This window comes from Franconibacter daqui (assembly GCF_014644275.1).
GTDB lineage: Bacteria > Pseudomonadota > Gammaproteobacteria > Enterobacterales > Enterobacteriaceae > Franconibacter > Franconibacter pulveris.
Window position 1 is genome coordinate 15026 of record NZ_BMKJ01000001.1, and the last position, 18207, is coordinate 33232.

Genomic DNA, 18207 nt, shown 5'->3' on the forward strand with positions numbered 1-18207 from the left:
TCTCCTTAAAATCCGGCGGCGCTGCCGTTGCTGCGCGGGTCGAAGGCGCCTTCCAGCATGCCGTTGGTATGGCGAACAATCGCCCCCGCGTGGCCCACCGCCTCGCTGAAGTCGGGCAGCGCTTCCACCTCATGGCCCAGCTCGCGCAACCGCTGGAAGATCTGCGCGCTGAAGCGCCCTTCAAGCTTCAGGCTATCGCTCGCCTGGCCCCAGGTACGTCCGAGCAGCCATCGCGGCGCGCTTACCGCCTGCTGCAATCCCATCCCCTGAATCACATGGCGGGTGAAAATGGCGGCCTGAGTTTGCGGCTGGCCGTCGCCGCCCATGGAGCCGTAAACCAGCGTGCGGCCATCCGCCAGCCGGGCGGCGGCGGGGTTGAGCGTGTGGAATGGCTGTTTGCCAGGGGCGAGCGCCAGCAAATGCGCCGGGTCGAGGCTGAAGGCGGCGCCGCGGTTTTGCCACAGCACGCCGCTTTGCGGCAGCACCACGCCGCTGCCGAATTCGTGATAAATGCTCTGGATGAACGACACCGCCATGCCGTTGCTGTCGATAACTCCCATCCACACCGTGTCGCCCGGGCCTTTGCCGGCGCCCCATCCGGCGGCGCGGTTGTCGTCCACTTCCGCCGCCAGCGCCGCCAGCTTGTCTGCTTCCAGCAGGCTTTGCACCGGCAGCGTAACGTGGCGCGGGTCGGTAATGTACTTATCGCGCAGCGCAAACGCCTTTTTGGTCGCCTCGACGATGCGGTGTACGGTTTCCTCTTCGTCGGCGTGAGCCATATCCAGATGGTCGGTGATGCCGAGAATGGCGAGCGACACCAGCCCCTGGGTCGGCGGCGTCATGTTATAGATTTCGCCATGGGAGTGGTGCAGGCGCAGCGGCACCCGCTGACGGGCGTGGTGAGCGGCGAGATCCTGGTACGTTATCGGCATGCCGAGCTCCGCCATCTCCTGCGCCATCAGCTTTGCCAACGGCCCGCGATAAAAGCTCTCCAGCCCCTCGGTGGTCAGCCGCGTCAGGGTTTGCGCAAGCTTCGGCTGGCAGAAACGCGAGCCGGGGCGCGGTGTTTCGCCCCGGGTGAGAAAGGTCTGCGCAAAGCCTGGCATCTCCACCAGTTCAGCGTATTTATTCTCTGTAGCGTGCGCCTGGGAGAGCGTAACGGGAATGCCGTCGGCGGCGTAGCGGATGGCGTCGGCAAGCAGGCGAGACAGCGGCAAGCGCCCGCCGCCCCAGCGGGCGGAAAGCTTCAGCGCCTCATCCCAGCCGCTTATCGTCCCCGGCACCGTCAGCGCCGCGCGGGGGCCGCGATGGGGAATGGCGGCATGGTCAGCGTACCACTCAAGTGTGGCGAGCGAACCCGCCGCGCCGCTGGCGTCTATCGCCACCGGTTCGCCCTCCGGCGGCACAATCAGCCAGAAGCCGTCGCCGCCGATGCCGTTCATGTGAGGATACACCACGGCGATGGTCGCGGCGGCGGCCACCATCGCTTCTATCGCGTCGCCGCCGTGGCGCAGCACCGAAAGCGCGGTTTCGCTGGCGAGGTGATGCGGCGTTACCGCCATGCCGGAAGGGGCCATATTGCTTTGCATCGTGTTGCTCTCTTATGGGCAAGTCAGGTAGGGAGTGAGGCAAAAACCGTTCCAGGTTGACCGTATTCGTTTCATTGTGCGAGGGTAAGATGAAACGAAAGTTACAGGAGCAGCCATGCAACAGTTAGACGAGCGCCTGCGCGCCTGCTACAGCCAGCTTTCCGTGCAGGAGCAGCGCGTGGCGGCTTTCATTATGGATCATTTCGACGACCTGATTAGCTACAACAGCGTCGAGCTGGCCCGCCTTAGCGGGGTATCGAAAGCGACGGTAAGCCGCCTTTTTAAGCGCCTTGGCTATGATCGTTATAAGGCGATGCGCGAAGAGCTGCGCGAGCTGCGCCAGAGCGGCATGCCGCTTGCGGAGAACCGCGACGCGGTGCAGGGCAACACGCTGCTGGCGCGCCACTACAAGCAGGAGATGGCGAATCTGGCGCAATGGGTGAACGCGCTGGACGCGCAGCAGTTCGCCGGGGTGGTCGGCGCGCTTGGCAGCGCGCGCCGGGTTTTTATTCTCGGCCTGCGCAACAGCGCGCCGGTGGCGCTGCATCTGCGCCAGCAACTCTTGCAAAGCCGCGGCGGCGTTACGCTTATCCCGCAGCCGGGCCAGACGCTGGCGGAAGAGCTGGTGGATTTAACCGCGGAAGATTGCGTGGTGGTGGTGGCGTTTCGCCGTCGGCCCCGCGTTATCCGCCCGCTGCTTGCGCAGTTGAAGCAGCAGGGCGTCCCGGTGGCGCTTATCAGCGAACCGCAGGCGAGCGGCCTGAGCGGGCTTGCCCACTGGCATCTCGCCACGCCGCTCGACAGCGTGTCTGCCTTCGACAGCTACAGCGGGGCGATGAGCCTCGTTAATCTGCTGGCCAACGCCGTGCTGCACAACACGCTGAGCGAAGGCCGTCAGCGCATTCATCATATCGCCGCGCTCTATGGCGAACTGGACGAACTGGAGCAGCGTTAACGCCCTTTGGTGGTGCAGTTGCACCACCGGGATGTCCCGCTTTGGTTCAGCGCGTCATTTCGCACCTTTTCCCTTTCCGGACGGAGGCCGCGAGCTTTCTCGCTTTCGCCGTTGTTTTTGCCAGTGGCACATTAGTTGCAAAATAATTCTTAACGAATCGTTTGTTTCATGTCGCCCGGCCAGACCATAAAGGAATTTCTCATGCCAGCAAATGCACACTACCCGCAGATCAACCCGCCGCACCGCCTGCTGATGGGGCCGGGGCCGATTAACGCCGACCCGCGCGTGCTGCGCGCCATGGCGAGCCAGCTTGTCGGCCAGTATGACCCGGTGATGACCGGCTACATGAACGAAGTGATGGCGCTCTACCGCGACGTCTTTCGCACGCAAAACCGCTGGACAATGCTGGTGGACGGCACGTCGCGTGCGGGCATCGAGGCGATTCTGGTCTCCGCCATTCGCCCCGGCGACAAAGTGCTGGTGCCGGTGTTTGGCCGCTTCGGCCATCTGCTGTGTGAAATCGCCCGCCGCTGCCGCGCCGAGGTGCACGCTATTGAGGCGCCGTGGGGAGAGGTGTTTACCCCGGACCAGATTGAAGAGGCTATCAAAAAAGTGAAGCCGCGCCTGCTGCTTACCGTGCAGGGCGACACCTCCACCACCATGCTCCAGCCGCTGGCGGAGCTGGGCGACATCTGCCGTCGCCACGGCGTGCTCTTTTATACCGACGCCACCGCGTCGCTCGGCGGCAACGAGCTGCAAACCGACGCCTGGGGGCTGGACGCTGTCTCCGCCGGCCTGCAAAAGTGCCTCGGCGGCCCGTCCGGCAGCTCGCCTGTTACCTTGAGCGCGCAGATGGAAGAGGCTATCCGCCGTCGTAAGCACGTGGAGGAGGGCATTCGCACCGCCGCCCATGAGGATGGCGATGAGGAGATAATCTACTCCAACTATTTCGACCTCGGCATGGTGATGGATTACTGGGGGCCGGAGCGGCTGAACCACCATACCGAAGCCACCAGCATGCTGTTCGCCGCCCGCGAGTGCGCGCGGATCATGCTGGAAGAGGGCATGGATAACCTTATCGCCCGTCATGCACTGCACGGCGACGCGCTGCTGGCGGGCATTCAGGGTATGGGGCTTGAGCCGTTCGGCGATCTCCGCCACAAGATGAACAACGTGCTCGGCGTGGTTATCCCTTCGCAGGTGCACGGCGAGGCGGTACGCAAGCTGCTGCTGGAAGATTTCCATATTGAGATTGGTACCTCTTTCGGCCCGCTGCAGGGGAAAATCTGGCGCATCGGCACCATGGGCTACAACGCCCGCAAAGACTGCGTGCTGCAAACCCTGACGGCGCTGGAGGCGGTGCTCAACCGCCTTGGCTTTAAAACCACCCAGGGCGCGGCGATGCAGGCGGCGTGGGACGTTTATGCGCGGAGCGCCGTATGAATGCACTGATGACCAGCCACGAGGCGAGCCTCGGCGCCGCGCGCGTTATGCAGCGCTGCGACCAGCTTGCGCACATCAGCGAAACGCCGGGGCAGCTCACCCGTGTTTACCTCTCGCCGGAGCATTTGCGCGCCAACGCGCTGGTGGCGCAGTGGATGAACGACGCGGGTATGCTCACCTGGCAGGATGCGGTAGGGAATATCTGCGGCCGCTACGAGGGGGCGACGGAAGGCGCCAGCGCCGTGCTGCTCGGTTCGCACCTGGATACGGTGCGCAATGCCGGGCGCTACGACGGCATGCTGGGCGTGATAAGCGCGATTGAGCTGGTCGACTGGCTCAACCGCCATAACCTGCGTCTGGCGCAGGCGATTGAGATTGTCGGCTTCGCCGATGAAGAGGGCACCCGCTTTGGCGTTACGCTGCTTGGCAGCCGCGGGCTGACCGGCAGCTGGCCCGCAGGCTGGCTGGAGGAGCGGGACGCGCAGGGCGTCACGATGGCGCAGGCGCTGGTTAACGCCGGGCTTGACCCCGCGCGCATCGGCGAGGCGGCGCGGAACGCGGCGGACTTCAGCGCTTACCTGGAGCTGCACATTGAGCAGGGCCCGGTGCTGGAGCGCGAAAACCTGGCGCTGGGGGTGGTCACCGCCATCAACGGCGCGAAACGCCTTGCCTGCCGCTTTACGGGCGAGGCGGGGCACGCGGGCACGGTGCCGATGAGCCACCGCCGCGACGCGCTGGCGGCGAGCGCCGAATGGATGGTGTTTATCGAGCAGACTACCCGCAGCTGGGGACCGGAGCTGGTGGCGACCGTTGGCACGCTCGCCTGCGAGCCGGGCGCGGTGAACGTTATCCCCGGCGCGGTCAACCTGACGCTGGATATCCGCAGCCCCAGCGACGCGCAGCTGGAAACGCTGCTGGCCCGCCTGCTGGAAGAGGCGGAGCAGATAGCGATCCGCCGGGGGCTCACCTTCAGTCAGGATACCTATTACGCGATCCCGGCGACGCTTTGCGATCAAACCCTGCAGGAGACGCTGGCGGGCGCACTGGAGGCGACGCAGGGGCAGGCGCTGCGGCTGCCGAGCGGCGCGGGCCACGACGCCATCGCCATCGCCGAACGCTGGCCGGTCGGCATGCTGTTTGCGCGCTGCGCGGGGGGCGTCAGTCATCATCCGGCGGAAGCGGTGCAGGAAACGGACGTGGCGCTGGCGTTGGTCGCCCTGAGCCAGACGGTGACGACGCTTGCGCAGCACGCCTCGCCGCTGGCGCGCTTCAACGGCGCGAGCGAAGAGGACGCGGCGGCGATGATCTCTCCCTGTGTGGCCCTGCCACACTGGACGGCGTCGCTGGTGCGGGGGCGGCCTTACGCCTCGCCCGGCCACCTGCTGGATGAAGCGGATGCGCTGGCGCGCGGCTGGAGCCTTGACGACCTGAACCTGGCGCTGAGCGCGCATCCGCGCATTGGCGAAAAAGCGCGGGGCGAAAGCAAAGAGGCCGCGCTTTCACGCGGCGAACAGGCGGCGGTTAACGCCCGGGACGCGGCGCTTGCCGACGCGCTGGCGGCTGGCAACGCCGCCTACGAGGCGCGCTTTGGCCGCGTCTTTCTTATTCGCGCCAGCGGGCGCAGCGGCGAGGAGATCTTAAGTGAGCTGTCGCGCCGCATGGAGAACGATGCTGAGCAGGAAGCGGCGGAAGCGCTGGACCAGCTGCGGCAAATCACCCTGTTACGGCTGGAAGGAGCCTTGCACCCATGAGTTCGCTCTCAACCCACATTCTCGATACCGCGCTCGGCAAGCCCGCCAGCGGCGTGGCGCTTCGCCTGGAGCAGCAGACAGCGCAAGGCTGGGAGACGCTTTGCGAAGCGCTGACCGACGCCGACGGCCGCTATAACGCGTTCACGCAGGCGCCGCTGAGCGCTGGCCGCTACCGGCTGACGGCGGAAATTGGTCTCTATTTTGCCCAGACCCTGCGCGAAACGCTCTACCCGACGGCGCAGATAGATTTCGTCGTTGCCGCAGGCGGCGGGCATTACCATCTGCCGTTTTTGATCTCTCCCTGGTCGTGGTCCACCTACCGCGGCAGCTGATTCTCACTCACGTAACGGAAGGGCACTATGAACAGAGAAAGCGCCTGCGCGCGCCCGGAAGACCAGCGTTACCCGGCGGTAAAAACCTTCGCCTGGGGCTTACAGCACGTGTTGACCATGTACGGCGGCATCATCGCGCCGCCGCTGATTATCGGCTCCGCCGCCGGGCTTTCGGGGGAGGATATCGGTCTGCTGGTAACCGCCGCGCTGTTTATCAGCGGGCTTTCCACGCTGCTGCAATCCTTCGGCCTGCCGTTTTTCGGCTCAAAGCTGCCGCTGGTGCAGGGCGTCTCCTTTGCCGGCGTGGCGACGATGGTGACTATCGTCTCCGGCGGCGGCGGGCTGCCGGTGGTCTTTGGCGCGGTGATCGCCTCTTCGCTGCTCGGGCTGCTGATTACGCCTTTCTTTGCGCACATTATTCGCTTCTTCCCGCCGGTGGTGACAGGCTGCGTGATTACGGTTATCGGCCTGTCGCTGATGCCGGTGGCGGCCCGCTGGGCGATGGGCGGTAACGCGAAAGCGCCGGACTGGGGCGCGCCGTCGAATATCGGCCTCGCCGCGCTGACGCTTGGCGTCATTTTGCTGCTCAACCGCCTTGGGCGCGGCGGCGTTACCCGCATCGCGGTGCTGGCGGCGATGGTCATCGGCACGCTGGCGGGCGTCGCCGCCGGCAAAGCGGATTTCAGCGCCGTTTTTCAGGGCGACTGGCTGGCGATGCCGACGCTCTTCGCCTTCGGCATGCCGGTGTTTGACAGCGCCGCCATTCTCTCCATGTTCCTGATCGTGTTAGTGCTGCTGACCGAAACCACCGCCGGGCTGATGGCGGTGGGGGAGATTGTCGGCACCGACGTCAACGGGCGGCGCATCGCCAACGGCCTGCGCGCCGACATGCTCACCAGCGCGCTGGCGCCGGTGTTTAACTCTTTCCCGCAGAGCGCCTTTGCGCAGAATATTGGGCTGGTGGCGCTCACCGGCATTAAAAGCCGCTTTGTGGTGAGCGCGGGCGGGGTGATTTTGCTCGTGCTCGGCCTGCTGCCGGTATTAGGCCGCGTGGTTGCCGCTATTCCCATGCCGGTGCTGGGCGGCGCGGGCGTAGTGCTGTTCGGCTCGGTGGCGGCGAGCGGCATCCGGACGCTGTCGAAAGTGGATTACAAAGAGAATATGAACCTGGTGGTGGTGGCGACGTCGCTGGCCTTCGGCATGATCCCCATCGTGATGCCCGCTTTTTACGATCAGTTCCCCGGCTGGGTACGTACGCTGTTTCACTCGGGCATCAGCGCCACCTGCCTTGTCGCCTTCGTGCTGAATATTCTGTTTAACGGCAAGTTTGTCGCCCTCGCCGCGCGGGGGAGGGCGAAGACGGTTAGCTAAGGGTAAACGGGTCGGCGTCCTGCCAGGCGGGGAACTTCTCGCGGTACTCGCGCAGGGCGCTGAGCGAGAGCTCGGCGTCAAGGCGCATCGCCTGATGGGCCACCCCTTCGGCCAGAATCTCCCCCTGCGGGCTGACGATGCGGCTGTCGCCCCGATAATGGTGGCCGTTGCCGTCGCTGCCGACGCGGTTGCAGCCCGCCACGTAAGCCTGGTTTTCAATGGCGCGCGCCACCAGCAAGGATTGCCAGTGCAGCGAGCGCGGCGCGGGCCAGTTGGCGACATAGAGCGCGAGATCGTAGTCGTTGCGGTTGCGCGACCAGACCGGGAAGCGCAGGTCGTAGCAGACCAGCGGCAGGATGCGCCAGCCGCGCCACTCGATAACCAGACGCGCTTCGCCCGCCACGTAGTGATGATGCTCGTCAGCCATGCGGAACAGGTGGCGCTTGTCGTAAAAATGCATGTTGCCCTCCGGCTCCACCAGCAAAAAGCGGTTCACCGGGCCGCGTTCAGTTTGCAGCGCCGCGCTGCCTGCGACCATCGCGCCAGTCTGCTGCGCTTTTTCCCGCAGCCAGGCCACCACTTCCGCTTCCGGCATTGACTGCTGCGCCGCTTCCATGGCGAAGCCGGTGGTGAACATCTCCGGCAGCACGATAAGATCCCGTCCGGTAATGGCTTCCAGCTGAATATCGAAATGACGCAAATTGGCAGGGCCGTCCATCCAGACCAGCGGCTGCTGCAACAGGGTGAGTTTTAAACCAGGCACGATTAAGGCTCTCTGTAAAAAGGGCGATGTTTCCACTGTAGCACGAGAGGCGAACAAACTGGCAAGAAGAGCAAGAGGCAAAAGGCGGGATAAAAAAGCCCCGCATGTTGCGGGGCTGAGGGTTAGGCGGCTTCTACGTTTCGCACGTTATCCGGCAGCTTTACCGGCTGGGTGGCGAGCGCTTCCGGCTCGAAATCGTCTACGTTAATACTGCGCAGACGGCTCGCTTCGGCGCGGGTCAGAATTTCCGCTTCCTGCGGATTGATGCGACCTTCTTTGAGCATCAGCGCCGCCAGCTCATCCAGACGGGTGAACGGCATGTTGTTGCCCAGCTCTTTGCACAGACGCAGGTGAATCGGCTCGGCGGCCATCACATCCGCCAGCGCCGCCTCCAGCAGGCCCGCCGGGTTATGCTCGCTCGGCGTCAGGTACTGGCCGCGGCCAAGGCGGGAGCGAGTTTCCGACGGGATTTGCAGGATCTTCGCCACCTTATGGTCAAGCTTGTCTGAAGGCGCGTCATAACGGCGGCCCAGCGGGAAGATAGCCAGACGCAGCAGGCCTGCCACCGCGCCGTTCGGGAAGTTGCGCAGCAGGTCGTCAATCGCCTGTTCCGCCTGATAAAGCGCGTCCTGCACACCCCAGTGCACCAGCGGCAGATCCGCCTCGTGGCGACCTTCGTCGTCATAGCGCTTGAGCACCGCCGAGGCGAGATAGAGCTGGCTTAACACGTCGCCCAGACGCGCGGAGATGCGCTCGCGGCGTTTCAGGCTGCCGCCCAGCACCGCCATGGAGACATCCGACAGCAGCGCAAGGCTAGCGCTCAGGCGATTCAGGTGTTGATAGTAGCGCTTCGTAGCGTCTTTGGTCGGCGCGGCGCTGGTCAGGCCGTTGGTCAGGCCGAGCCAGAAGCTGCGCACCGTGTTGCTGCCCACGTGGCCGATATGGCGGAAGAGCAGCTTGTCGAACGCGTTCACATCGTTGTTCTGCGCGGCGGCCATCTCTTCCAGCACGTACGGATGGCAGCGGATGGCGCCCTGGCCGAAGATCATCATGCTGCGGGTAAGGATGTTGGCCCCTTCCACGGTGATGGCGATAGGCGCCCCCTGGTAACCACGGGCCAGAAAGTTGCTTTCGCCAAGCATAATGCCTTTGCCGCCCGCGATATCCATCGCATCGATAATCGAGCGCTGGCCGCGGTGCGTGCAGTGGTATTTCACAATCGCCGACAGCACCGCCGGTTTTTCGCCAAGCATAATGCCGTAGGTGATAAGCGAGGCGGCGGCGTCCATCACATAGGCGTTGCCCGCAATGCGCGCCAGCGGCTCTTCGATCCCTTCCATCTTGCCGATAGAGATTTTGAACTGGCGGCGAATATGAGCGTAAGCGCCCGTCGCCAGCGCGATGGTTTTCAGGCTGCCGGTGGAGTTAGACGGCAGGGTGATGCCGCGGCCCACGGAGAGGCATTCCACCAGCATACGCCATCCCTGACCGGCCATTTTCGGTCCGCCAATGATGTAGTCGATCGGCACGAAGATATCTTTGCCGCGGGTCGGGCCGTTCTGGAACGGCACGTTCAGCGGGAAGTGGCGTCTGCCAATCTCCACGCCCGGGGTGCTTGTCGGGATAAGCGCGCAGGTGATGCCGAGCTCTTCCTGGTCGCCCAGCAGATGGTCCGGGTCGGAGAGTTTAAACGCGAGGCCCAGCACGGTGGCGATAGGGGCAAGCGTAATGTAGCGCTTGTTCCAGGTCAGGCGCATGCCGAGCACTTGCTCGCCTTGCCACTCGCCCATGCAAACCACGCCGGTGTCGGGAATAGCGCCTGCGTCAGAGCCCGCCTCGGGGCTGGTGAGCGCGAAGCAGGGGATCTCTTGGCCGCGCGCCAGGCGAGGCAGGTAGTGATCTTTTTGCTCATCGGTGCCGTAGTGTTGCAGCAGTTCGCCCGGGCCGAGGGAGTTCGGCACGCCGACGGTGATGGCGAGAATGCCGGAAACGCCCGCCAGTTTTTGCAGCACGCGAGACTGGGCGTAAGCGGAGAACTCCAGCCCGCCGTACTCTTTCTTGATGATCATCGCGAAGAAGCGGTGCTCTTTTAAGTACGCCCACAGTTCCGGCGGCAGATCCGCCATTTCATGGGTTATCTGGAAATCGTTCGCCATGCGGCATGCTTCTTCTACCGGGCCGTCGAGAAACGCCTGCTCTTCGGCGGTCAGCTGCGGTTTCGGGTAGTTATGCAGCTTCTGCCAGTCCGGGTTGCCGCGGAACAGGTCGCCTTCCCACCAGATGGTGCCCGCATCGATCGCTTCTTTCTCGGTGCGGGACATCGGCGGCATCACTTTACGGAAGCCGCGGAATACCGGCGCGGAGATAAGGGCTTTGCGCATTGGCGTAAAGAGGAAGGGGACAAGAATAATCGCCAGCGGCACCAGCACCCAGATGGACCACAGGCCCGCCGCGCCGAGCGCCGCTGTCCACGCCAGCAGAATCAGGCTGCTTAGCAGAAGGCTCACCCGGTGATAGAAGAGCGCACCGAGCAGAATGACGGTTGCAACAATACTCAAAATCATCATAGAGAAAAGCTCCCTGGCTTGTAGGAGGTCTGACCACTTGTGATGTTATGGTTGTAGAGGATGTGACGTTTTTTAGCAATGTGTTCACAAAATAATTACAACCTGGCTCACATTGTTGCCGCACGGAAAAACAAAACCGCCGCCGCGCTCACCCCGCGACGCTTCTCGCTTTCGGCGCTATCCGGTACACTGCGTGGTGATATTTTCTAAATGTTGAAGGACATCCTCATGTACCAGGATCTGATTCGTAACGAACTGAACGAAGCGGCGGAAACGCTGGCGAATTTCCTGAAAGAAGACGCCAATATTCACGCCATTCAGCGCGCGGCGGTGCTGCTGGCGGACAGCTTCAAGGCGGGCGGCAAAGTGCTCTCCTGCGGCAACGGCGGCTCCCACTGCGACGCCATGCATTTCGCCGAAGAGCTGACCGGGCGCTACCGTGAAAACCGTCCGGGCTACCCGGCTATCGCCATTTCCGACGTCAGCCATATCTCCTGCGTCGGCAACGATTTCGGTTACGACCACATCTTTTCCCGCTATGTGGAAGCGGTCGGACGCGAGGGCGACGTGCTGCTCGGCATCTCCACATCTGGCAACTCCGCTAACGTGATTAAAGCGATTGAAGCGGCGCGCGAGAAAGGCATGAAGGTGATTGCTCTGACCGGTAAAGACGGCGGCAAAATGGCGGGCTCGGCGGATATCGAAATCCGCGTGCCGCACTTTGGCTATGCTGACCGTATTCAGGAAATCCATATCAAGGTTATCCATATCCTGATCCAGCTTATCGAAAAAGAGATGGTGAAGGCGTAAGGCAGTCGGGGGCCGCGGCCCCCTTTTCAGCGCGGTGGGAGGTGGAAATGTGTGAACTGCTCGGGATGAGCGCCAATGTGCCAACGGATATTTGCTTTAGCTTTACCGGCCTGGTGCAGCGCGGCGGCGGCACAGGGCCGCATAAAGACGGTTGGGGCATTACCTTCTATGAAGGCAAAGGCTGCCGCACGTTTAAAGATCCGCAGCCAAGCTATAACTCCCCCATCGCGAAATTAGTGCAGGATTACCCAATAAAATCCTGCTCTGTTGTCGCGCATATCCGCCAGGCGAACCGCGGCGAGGTGGCGCTGGAAAACACCCACCCTTTTACCCGCGAGCTGTGGGGCCGCAACTGGACCTACGCCCATAACGGCCAGCTTAAAGGCTACAAAACGTTGCAAACCGGTCAGTTCCGCCCGGTGGGGGAAACCGACAGCGAAAAGGCGTTCTGCTGGCTGTTGCACAAGCTGACCCAGCGCTATCCGCGCACGCCGGGCAATATGGAAGCGGTGTTTCGCTATATCGCCACGCTGGCGACCGAGCTTCGCGAGAAAGGCGTTTTTAACATGCTGCTTTCGGACGGGCGTTACGTGATGGCGTTCTGCTCCACTAACCTGTTCTGGATAACAAGGCGCGCGCCGTTTGGCGTGGCGAAGCTTTTGGATCAGGACGTGGAGATAGACTTCCAGAAAGAGACCACACCTAACGATGTGGTCACGGTGATTGCCACTCAGCCGCTGACGGGCAATGAAACCTGGCACAAGATAATGCCAGGCGAGTGGGCGTTATTCTGCCTTGGGGAGCGTATAGTTTGACGCCAGCTGCGGGTGAACCACCTGGCTGCTGATAGGCTTGCTCACCACGTAGTTGCCGTTAGAGACGGAAACTACCGGCGGCTGGCGGGTCATGGCGAAGTAGTCGTAGCCCGGCTTCAGCTGTTTCCAGAAGTTGATGTAGTAGGAGTACTTGTGGCGCTCCATGTTGGCGTCGGTCATGCGGAACGGGTAGATGCTTATCTGCACGCGAGGCTGGCCGAACACCAGCGCGCCGGTCACGAACTGGAAAATCTCGTCGATATTCTTGTCCGTCATGGCGTAGCAGCCCACCGACACGCAGGCGCCGTGGATCATTAAATATTTCCCTTCATAACCGTGCGCGCGGTCATAGGCGTTCGGGAAGCCGATGTTGATAGCCTTATAGAAGCGGCTGTCCGGCTTAAGCTGCGGACGCTCCACGGTGTAGAACCCTTCCGGGCTTTTAAAATCGCCCTGGCGCTGTTTCGGGCCCAGACCGCCGGAGTAGTTACAGATTTTATAGCTGTCGAGCAGTTGATACTGTTCGCCCATCTTCACGTAAAGATCCAGCGTGCGCTCTTCTTTGAAGATCTGGATATAGACCGGCGAACCCATTAACTGCTGTTTTAGTTCTGATTTGATAGGGGTGTTACTGTCGCTGCTGAGCAAACTGGCAAAAGACATGCACGGCATCAGGAGCATTGCGATAAACAATGCAATTTTACGCATACTGCTTATTTCCTTGATAAATCTGTAACAATGCCAGGACGGCGAGAGAGCCCAAAATAAGATTATTCTGTCTCGGGAGCGCTCACATTAGCACCGCTGTTATTTTTCGCAAGCGTTGACTGCTGCGTTTACACTTCAGTTTTACTTAAACCGCCAAAGCGCTGCGTAATGTGACCGGAGACGAGCCAGAAGGTTCGCAAAAAACGTCTGGCTTAAACGTAAAAATTCAGATGTCGCGCGCCGCTTTCGCGGCGCGAAACGTTAACCCTTGCGGGCGCTAAACTGACTCGGCGCATCCACCATCACGCCATCGGCGTTCAGTTCCACCGCTTTTTCATAGTCCTGTGGCGAATTAACGCCGAAAAAGAGGATGTGCGCTTCGCCGTGCGAGCGAAAGCACGCCATTGCCTCTTTATCCCAGGTCAGCGTCGCAGCGGAGACGCCTTCGCCCAGCGTGAATTTTTCCACCACCTCCACGTTGCGGTTCAGTTCAAGCCCATACCAGCGCGGTTGTTCATCGGCGACAGGCGGCGGGCACTGGTGCGAGAGCGAAACCGTAGCCAGCCGGGTGCGGGTTTCGCTGCGGGTGACGAAGCGCGGCACGGCGGCGGGCAGGGCGCTGATATACCGGTCTTCCGTTGAGTAGACGCGTACGCGCCCGAGGCTGTGTGTTTTCTCAAGCACCGCCAGCAGCCGTCGCCCCATCTCCTCCGGCGCGGCGTCCGGCGATTTAATGTCGAGATAAAACGGCGTCTGCGGCCACTTTTTCAGCACGGCTTCCAGCGTCGGGATAGTGGCGCCTTTGCCGCGCCAGGGGGGCGTGGTGTCGCCCCATTTCCAGCCCGCGTCGATGGCGCCGAGCTCTGCAGCGGTGAAACGGGAGACCGGGCCGTTGCTGTTCGTCAGCGCGCTTAAGTCGCTCGGGCGATAAAGCACCGGCACGCCGTCTTTGCTGAACTGCACCGTTACCCACACCGCGTCGGCGCGGTTTTTTAGCGCCAGCTCGATAGCGGGCAGGGTGTTTTCCGGCGCGTCGCCGGTGCCGCCCCGGTGGGCTATCAGCTGTGGGCTGGCGCAGGCCAGGGTGGAGGCGGCAAGCAGCAGCGTGGCAAGCGAAACTCGGGTCATGCTTTTCTTCCTTAATCTTTATTATTCAACAGGCGGCGGAGGCTTCTTGGTATCACAGCTTTATGACAGTGAATGGAGGGTGGTTGCCGCCGCGCCCATTTTTTGCCAGACTGTATGAACATACAGTGCGGGGCTTCGCGATGCGTAAAATCATTCATGTCGATATGGACTGCTTTTTTGCGGCTGTCGAGATGCGCGACAATCCGGCCCTGCGCGATATTCCGCTCGCCATCGGCGGCAGCCGCGAACGGCGCGGCGTAATCAGCACCGCGAACTACCCGGCGCGTAAATATGGCGTGCGCAGCGCCATGCCCACCGCCATGGCCCTCAAGCTTTGTCCGCACCTGACGCTGCTGCCGGGGCGTTTTGACGCCTATAAAGAAGCTTCCGCCCATATCCGTGAAATCTTCTCCCGCTATACCTCGCTGATTGAACCGCTGTCGCTCGACGAAGCCTATTTAGATGTCACCCACAGCCCGCACTGCTACGGCTCCGCCACGCTGATGGCGAAAGAGATTCGCCAGACTATTTTGGACGAGCTGCAGCTCACCGCGTCGGCGGGCATCGCGCCAGTGAAGTTTCTCGCCAAGATAGCCTCCGATCTCAACAAGCCCAACGGGCAGTATGTGATAACGCCGGAAGAGGTGCCGGAGTTTCTGCGCACGCTGCCGCTCGGCAAGATCCCGGGCGTGGGGAAAGTGACGGCGGCAAAGCTCGAAAGCCTCGGGCTGCGCACCTGCGAGGATGTGCAAAACAGCGATCTCGCCGCGCTGCTCAAGCGCTTTGGCAAGTTTGGCCGCGTGCTGTGGGAGCGCAGCCAGGGAATAGACGAGCGCGAGATAAGCAGTGACAGGCAGCGTAAATCGGTAGGGGTGGAGCGTACACTTGCACAGGATATTCATGAATGGTCCGAGTGCGAGGCGATTGTCGAGCGCCTTTACCCGGAGCTGGAGCGCCGCCTCGCCGCCGTACAGCCGGATTTGCGCATCGCCCGTCAGGGGGTGAAGCTGAAATTCAACGATTTCCAGCTCACCACGCAGGAGCACGTCTGGCCGATGCTGAACAAAGACGATTTGCTCGCCACCGCCCGTAAAACGTGGGAAGAACGCCGGGGCGGGCGCGGCGTGCGGCTGGTGGGACTGCACGTTACCTTGCTCGACCCGCAAATTGAGCGTCAGCTGGTGCTGGGGCTTTAAGGGCAGGCAGGAGTGTTCTGCGGTGGTGTGCAGTTCTCCGCCCCGGATATGCCGTAAACCCTCACCCTGGCCCTCTCCCTGGAAGGGCGAGGGGGAAAGGGCGCGGACCTGCGCGGGCGCCTATTCACTCGCTGGCCGGTTCCCTCCCCGCCGGGGTAAGTGGCTGACGACAACACAAACGTAATGCGTTACGCTTCCTCCAGCAGCCGACCGGAAAAATCACGATGAACCATGTCACCCTTCGCGACTACCAGCCGCAGGATCTCCCCTGGCTGGCGCAGCTGTTCATTCTCTCGGTTACCGAAGTGGCCAGCCGGGACTACAATGCCGCCCAGATCCGTGCCTGGGCGCAGGTGGACGAAGCCTGCTGGCGGGAACGGCTCGCCCGCGCCCGCGTTTTCGTCGCCTGCGACGGTGAAAAGCGGCTTGGGTTTATCTCGCTTGAGCATGAAGGGCATATCGACTTGCTGTTTGTCCACCCGCTGGCCCTGCGCCGGGGAGTTGCCACCGCGCTGCTGGCGCGTCTGGAGCAGGCGGCCCACCAGCAGCGGTTAACCCGTCTGACTACCGATGCGAGCCTCACCGCGCGGCCGTTTTTTGCGGCCAACGGCTTTAGCATTGAGCAGGTGCAAACCGTGGCGCTGCGCGGAGAAACGTTTACTAACTACCGCATGGTAAAAACACTGTCGACAACATAAAGCAGCCCGGGCTGCTCCTACCTAAACTAATAGGCAGGCGCTTTTTTTCGCCGCTGGCGGTTGTGGCGGGGTGGCCATGTGGTTATTATGCAAGCCGTTTTTTTCCATTCTCTTCATCTGCAAAGGAGGCACATCATGACTTACTCACCGCTGATTACGCTTTGCAGACTGACCCAGGAATAATTTCCTCGCTTTTTTTGCCCGGGTTTTCGTCTGCCACATCCTTATTTTTTTCCTGTTACAGGATGGGTATATGGGCAATTTTATACGTCCCTTATCTGACGCCGTCGCTTACGTTACGTCGGATGACCTCTGGATCGAAAGCGACGCCACCCGGCAGCTTTTAAACACCGCCAGATTGCCGGGCATGACGCGCGTCGTCGGCATGCCGGATCTGCATCCAGGCCGCGGGTATCCCGTCGGCGCGGCATTTTTCTCCGTTAACCATTTTTACCCGGCGCTGGTAGGCAACGATATCGGCTGCGGCATGGGGCTGTGGCAAACCTCGCTGCAGAGCCGCAAAGTGAATCTCGATAAGCTGGAAAAGCGTGCGCAGAGCTACAGCGATGCGGCGCCGCCAGAGTGGCTGGAAGCGGCTTTGCCGCCGACGCTGGCGGCGCACCCCTATGCCGCTTCGCTCGGCTCGGTCGGCGGCGGCAACCACTTCGCCGAATTGCAGCAGGTGGAGAGCGTTTACGATGACGAGGCGGTCAGCGCGCTCGGCATTAACGCAAAGCAGCTGTTGCTGCTGGCGCACAGCGGTTCGCGCGGCCTTGGCCAGCAGATCCTGCGCGCCCACGTGGAGCGCTTCTCCCACAGCGGCCTGGAAGAGGGCAGCGACGCGGCGAACGATTACCTGGCGCAGCATAACGACGCGCTTACGTTCGCCGTCGCCAACCGCGCGCTTATCGCCCGTCGCCTGCTTGAGCACTTCAGGGAAGAGGGGGAGCGGCTGCTCGACGTGAACCACAACCTGGTAGAGCCGTACGTTTTCAACGGCCAGCCCGGCTGGCTGCACCGTAAGGGCGCCACGCCCGCCAGCTGCGGCCCGGTTGTTATTCCCGGCTCGCGCGGCGATTACAGCTATCTGGTGCAGCCGTTAAACAGCAGCGATGCGCTTGATTCGCTGGCTCACGGCGCCGGGCGCAAATGGATGCGCACCGAGTGCAAAGGGCGGCTTTCCGGGAAATTCAGCCCGGCGCAGCTTGCCCGTACGCCGCTTGGCAGCCGGGTGATTTGCCGCGACCGCCAGCTTATCTATGAAGAGGCGCCGCAGGCGTACAAATCAATAGAGAGCGTGATGGAATGCCTCACGGGCGCCGGGCTGGTGAAGCCGCTGGCGCGCCTGAAGCCGGTGCTGACGCTGAAAACCAGCGGGGAGCGAAGCGAATGAGGCTGTTGCAACTCTCCTCCGCTCAGGGGCCGGACGAATGCTGTCTGGCGGTGAGCAAAGCGCTGGCGCGGCTGGCTGAGGAGGCCTGCGCCGCAGGCGTAACGCTGAACAGGGTGGAAGAAGAGCCGGGACGCGTGGCGGGCACGCTGCGCTCGGTGCTGGTTTCGCTCACGGGCGAACAGGCGCAGGCGCTTGCCGAACGCTGGCGCGGCACGTTGCAGTGGACGTGCGAAAGCCCTTATCGCCCGCGCCATGGCCGCAAAAACTGGTTTATTGGCGCGGAGGTATTTACGCCGGTGAGCGAGGTGCCGGAAAGCGACATTCGCTTTGAGGCGCAGCGCGCCTCCGGGCCGGGCGGCCAGCACGTCAATAAAACCGACTCGGCGATACGCGCCACGCATCTGGCGAGCGGCATCAGCGTGAAGGTGCAGTCAGAGCGCAGCCAGCACGCCAATAAAAAGCTGGCGCGGCTGCTGCTAGCCCACAAGCTGGAAGCGTTGCGTGCAGCGCAGCACGCCGGGCAGAAGGCGCAGCGGCGGCAGTTTCATCATCAGATAGCGCGCGGCAACCCGCAGCGCTGCTTTACGGGCAAAGGCTTTACGCCCGTGAAGTAATAAACAACCCCGCCCTGGTAAGGCGGGGTTTTTCGTTCTGCGGGGGAGTGTGCTGAGTAAGCGCGACAAACAAA

16 protein-coding genes and 1 pseudogene are annotated in these 18207 nt (G+C 62.3%); 12 read left to right on the forward strand and 5 right to left on the reverse strand.

The genetic code is table 11. The features are described 5' to 3' along the window. Nucleotides 1-5: 5 nt before the first annotated feature. Nucleotides 6-1589 carry a gamma-glutamyltransferase gene (gene ggt, locus IEX01_RS00095; protein WP_188723045.1) on the reverse strand — a complete coding sequence of 528 codons (1584 nt, stop codon included), beginning with the start codon at nucleotides 1587-1589 and terminating at the stop codon, nucleotides 6-8. 115 nt (nucleotides 1590-1704) lie between these two features. On the opposite strand from ggt, the gene IEX01_RS00100 reads away from it, so the two are divergent. The 6 genes and pseudogenes from IEX01_RS00100 to IEX01_RS00120 all read left to right on the forward strand — a co-directional run bounded on the left by IEX01_RS00100 (nucleotide 1705) and on the right by IEX01_RS00120 (nucleotide 7441). Further along, entirely contained in the window at nucleotides 1705-2544 is an 840-nt protein-coding gene (locus IEX01_RS00100; RefSeq protein WP_024561196.1) for a MurR/RpiR family transcriptional regulator, read from the forward strand. Between the two features lie 201 nt (nucleotides 2545-2745). Further along, complete coding sequence (locus IEX01_RS00105) at nucleotides 2746-3987, forward strand: pyridoxal-phosphate-dependent aminotransferase family protein (protein WP_188723046.1); 1242 nt, start codon at nucleotides 2746-2748, stop codon at nucleotides 3985-3987. Continuing rightward, a pseudogene (gene hpxK / locus IEX01_RS00110) lies at nucleotides 3984-5234 on the forward strand (allantoate amidohydrolase); the annotation flags it as partial. The gene IEX01_RS00105 and the pseudogene hpxK, both read left to right, overlap by 4 nt. Next, nucleotides 5217-5738, forward strand: coding sequence for a 2-oxo-4-hydroxy-4-carboxy-5-ureidoimidazoline decarboxylase (gene uraD, locus IEX01_RS21455; protein ID WP_268237259.1), 522 nt, complete (start codon nucleotides 5217-5219; stop codon nucleotides 5736-5738). The pseudogene hpxK and the gene uraD, both read left to right, overlap by 18 nt. Then, nucleotides 5735-6070, forward strand: coding sequence for a hydroxyisourate hydrolase (gene uraH, locus IEX01_RS00115; protein WP_024559186.1), 336 nt, complete (start codon nucleotides 5735-5737; stop codon nucleotides 6068-6070). The genes uraD and uraH overlap by 4 nt, the downstream gene beginning before the upstream one ends. Nucleotides 6071-6097: 27 nt before the next feature. Further along, on the forward strand, nucleotides 6098-7441 hold the full coding sequence (locus IEX01_RS00120; protein ID WP_024559185.1) for a nucleobase:cation symporter-2 family protein: 1344 nt from the start codon (nucleotides 6098-6100) through the stop codon (nucleotides 7439-7441). Here the strand turns inward: IEX01_RS00120 and IEX01_RS00125 are convergent. Beyond that, nucleotides 7434-8204 (reverse strand): amidohydrolase, encoded by a 771-nt coding sequence (locus IEX01_RS00125; RefSeq protein ID WP_188723048.1) that lies wholly within the window; start codon nucleotides 8202-8204, stop codon nucleotides 7434-7436. The two genes, IEX01_RS00120 and IEX01_RS00125, sit on opposite strands and share 8 nt — an antisense overlap. A 122-nt stretch (nucleotides 8205-8326) precedes the next feature. Further along, nucleotides 8327-10771, reverse strand: coding sequence for an acyl-CoA dehydrogenase FadE (gene fadE, locus IEX01_RS00130; RefSeq protein WP_188723049.1), 2445 nt, complete (start codon nucleotides 10769-10771; stop codon nucleotides 8327-8329). A gap of 228 nt (nucleotides 10772-10999) precedes the next feature. Between fadE and lpcA the strand changes: the two genes are divergently transcribed. After that, on the forward strand, nucleotides 11000-11581 hold the full coding sequence (lpcA, locus tag IEX01_RS00135) for a D-sedoheptulose 7-phosphate isomerase (protein WP_024555167.1): 582 nt from the start codon (nucleotides 11000-11002) through the stop codon (nucleotides 11579-11581). Between the two features lie 47 nt (nucleotides 11582-11628). Continuing rightward, nucleotides 11629-12396, forward strand: a complete 768-nt coding sequence (locus tag IEX01_RS00140; protein ID WP_024558407.1) for a class II glutamine amidotransferase — start codon at nucleotides 11629-11631, stop codon at nucleotides 12394-12396. On the opposite strand, the gene dpaA is transcribed toward IEX01_RS00140, so the two are convergent. Further along, nucleotides 12367-13104, reverse strand: a complete 738-nt coding sequence (gene dpaA, locus IEX01_RS00145; protein ID WP_024558406.1) for a peptidoglycan meso-diaminopimelic acid protein amidase — start codon at nucleotides 13102-13104, stop codon at nucleotides 12367-12369. The genes IEX01_RS00140 and dpaA overlap by 30 nt on opposite strands. A gap of 261 nt (nucleotides 13105-13365) precedes the next feature. Continuing rightward, on the reverse strand, nucleotides 13366-14232 hold the full coding sequence (locus tag IEX01_RS00150) for a glycerophosphodiester phosphodiesterase family protein (protein ID WP_188723050.1): 867 nt from the start codon (nucleotides 14230-14232) through the stop codon (nucleotides 13366-13368). A 140-nt stretch (nucleotides 14233-14372) separates the two neighbouring features. Between IEX01_RS00150 and dinB the strand changes: the two genes are divergently transcribed. The 4 genes from dinB (at nucleotide 14373) to prfH (ending at nucleotide 18133) form a co-directional block, all read left to right on the forward strand. Continuing rightward, nucleotides 14373-15428 carry a DNA polymerase IV gene (dinB, locus tag IEX01_RS00155; RefSeq protein ID WP_024558404.1) on the forward strand — a complete coding sequence of 352 codons (1056 nt, stop codon included), beginning with the start codon at nucleotides 14373-14375 and terminating at the stop codon, nucleotides 15426-15428. Nucleotides 15429-15652: 224 nt separating this feature from the next. Beyond that, complete coding sequence (locus IEX01_RS00160; RefSeq protein ID WP_188723051.1) at nucleotides 15653-16126, forward strand: GNAT family N-acetyltransferase; 474 nt, start codon at nucleotides 15653-15655, stop codon at nucleotides 16124-16126. A gap of 253 nt (nucleotides 16127-16379) precedes the next feature. Then, nucleotides 16380-17519: an RNA ligase RtcB family protein gene (locus IEX01_RS00165; RefSeq protein ID WP_188723052.1), complete on the forward strand. Its 1140-nt coding sequence runs from the start codon at nucleotides 16380-16382 to the stop codon at nucleotides 17517-17519. After that, nucleotides 17516-18133 carry a peptide chain release factor H gene (gene prfH, locus IEX01_RS00170; protein ID WP_188723053.1) on the forward strand — a complete coding sequence of 206 codons (618 nt, stop codon included), beginning with the start codon at nucleotides 17516-17518 and terminating at the stop codon, nucleotides 18131-18133. The genes IEX01_RS00165 and prfH overlap by 4 nt, the downstream gene beginning before the upstream one ends. Nucleotides 18134-18207: the final 74 nt, after the last annotated feature.

Excerpts from the sequence above, each read along its gene's own strand:
- ggt (WP_188723045.1), bottom strand. The coding sequence starts at position 1,589 with ATGCAAAGCAATATGGCCCCTTCCGGCATGGCGGTAACGCCGCATCAC.
- IEX01_RS00100 (WP_024561196.1), top strand. The coding sequence starts at position 1,705 with ATGCAACAGTTAGACGAGCGCCTGCGCGCCTGCTACAGCCAGCTTTCC.
- IEX01_RS00105 (WP_188723046.1), top strand. The coding sequence starts at position 2,746 with ATGCCAGCAAATGCACACTACCCGCAGATCAACCCGCCGCACCGCCTG.
- uraH (WP_024559186.1), top strand. The coding sequence starts at position 5,735 with ATGAGTTCGCTCTCAACCCACATTCTCGATACCGCGCTCGGCAAGCCC.
- IEX01_RS00120 (WP_024559185.1), top strand. The coding sequence starts at position 6,098 with ATGAACAGAGAAAGCGCCTGCGCGCGCCCGGAAGACCAGCGTTACCCG.
- fadE (WP_188723049.1), bottom strand. The coding sequence starts at position 10,771 with ATGATGATTTTGAGTATTGTTGCAACCGTCATTCTGCTCGGTGCGCTC.
- lpcA (WP_024555167.1), top strand. The coding sequence starts at position 11,000 with ATGTACCAGGATCTGATTCGTAACGAACTGAACGAAGCGGCGGAAACG.
- IEX01_RS00140 (WP_024558407.1), top strand. The coding sequence starts at position 11,629 with ATGTGTGAACTGCTCGGGATGAGCGCCAATGTGCCAACGGATATTTGC.
- dpaA (WP_024558406.1), bottom strand. The coding sequence starts at position 13,104 with ATGCGTAAAATTGCATTGTTTATCGCAATGCTCCTGATGCCGTGCATG.
- IEX01_RS00150 (WP_188723050.1), bottom strand. The coding sequence starts at position 14,232 with ATGACCCGAGTTTCGCTTGCCACGCTGCTGCTTGCCGCCTCCACCCTG.
- dinB (WP_024558404.1), top strand. The coding sequence starts at position 14,373 with ATGCGTAAAATCATTCATGTCGATATGGACTGCTTTTTTGCGGCTGTC.
- IEX01_RS00160 (WP_188723051.1), top strand. The coding sequence starts at position 15,653 with ATGAACCATGTCACCCTTCGCGACTACCAGCCGCAGGATCTCCCCTGG.
- IEX01_RS00165 (WP_188723052.1), top strand. The coding sequence starts at position 16,380 with ATGGGCAATTTTATACGTCCCTTATCTGACGCCGTCGCTTACGTTACG.
- prfH (WP_188723053.1), top strand. The coding sequence starts at position 17,516 with ATGAGGCTGTTGCAACTCTCCTCCGCTCAGGGGCCGGACGAATGCTGT.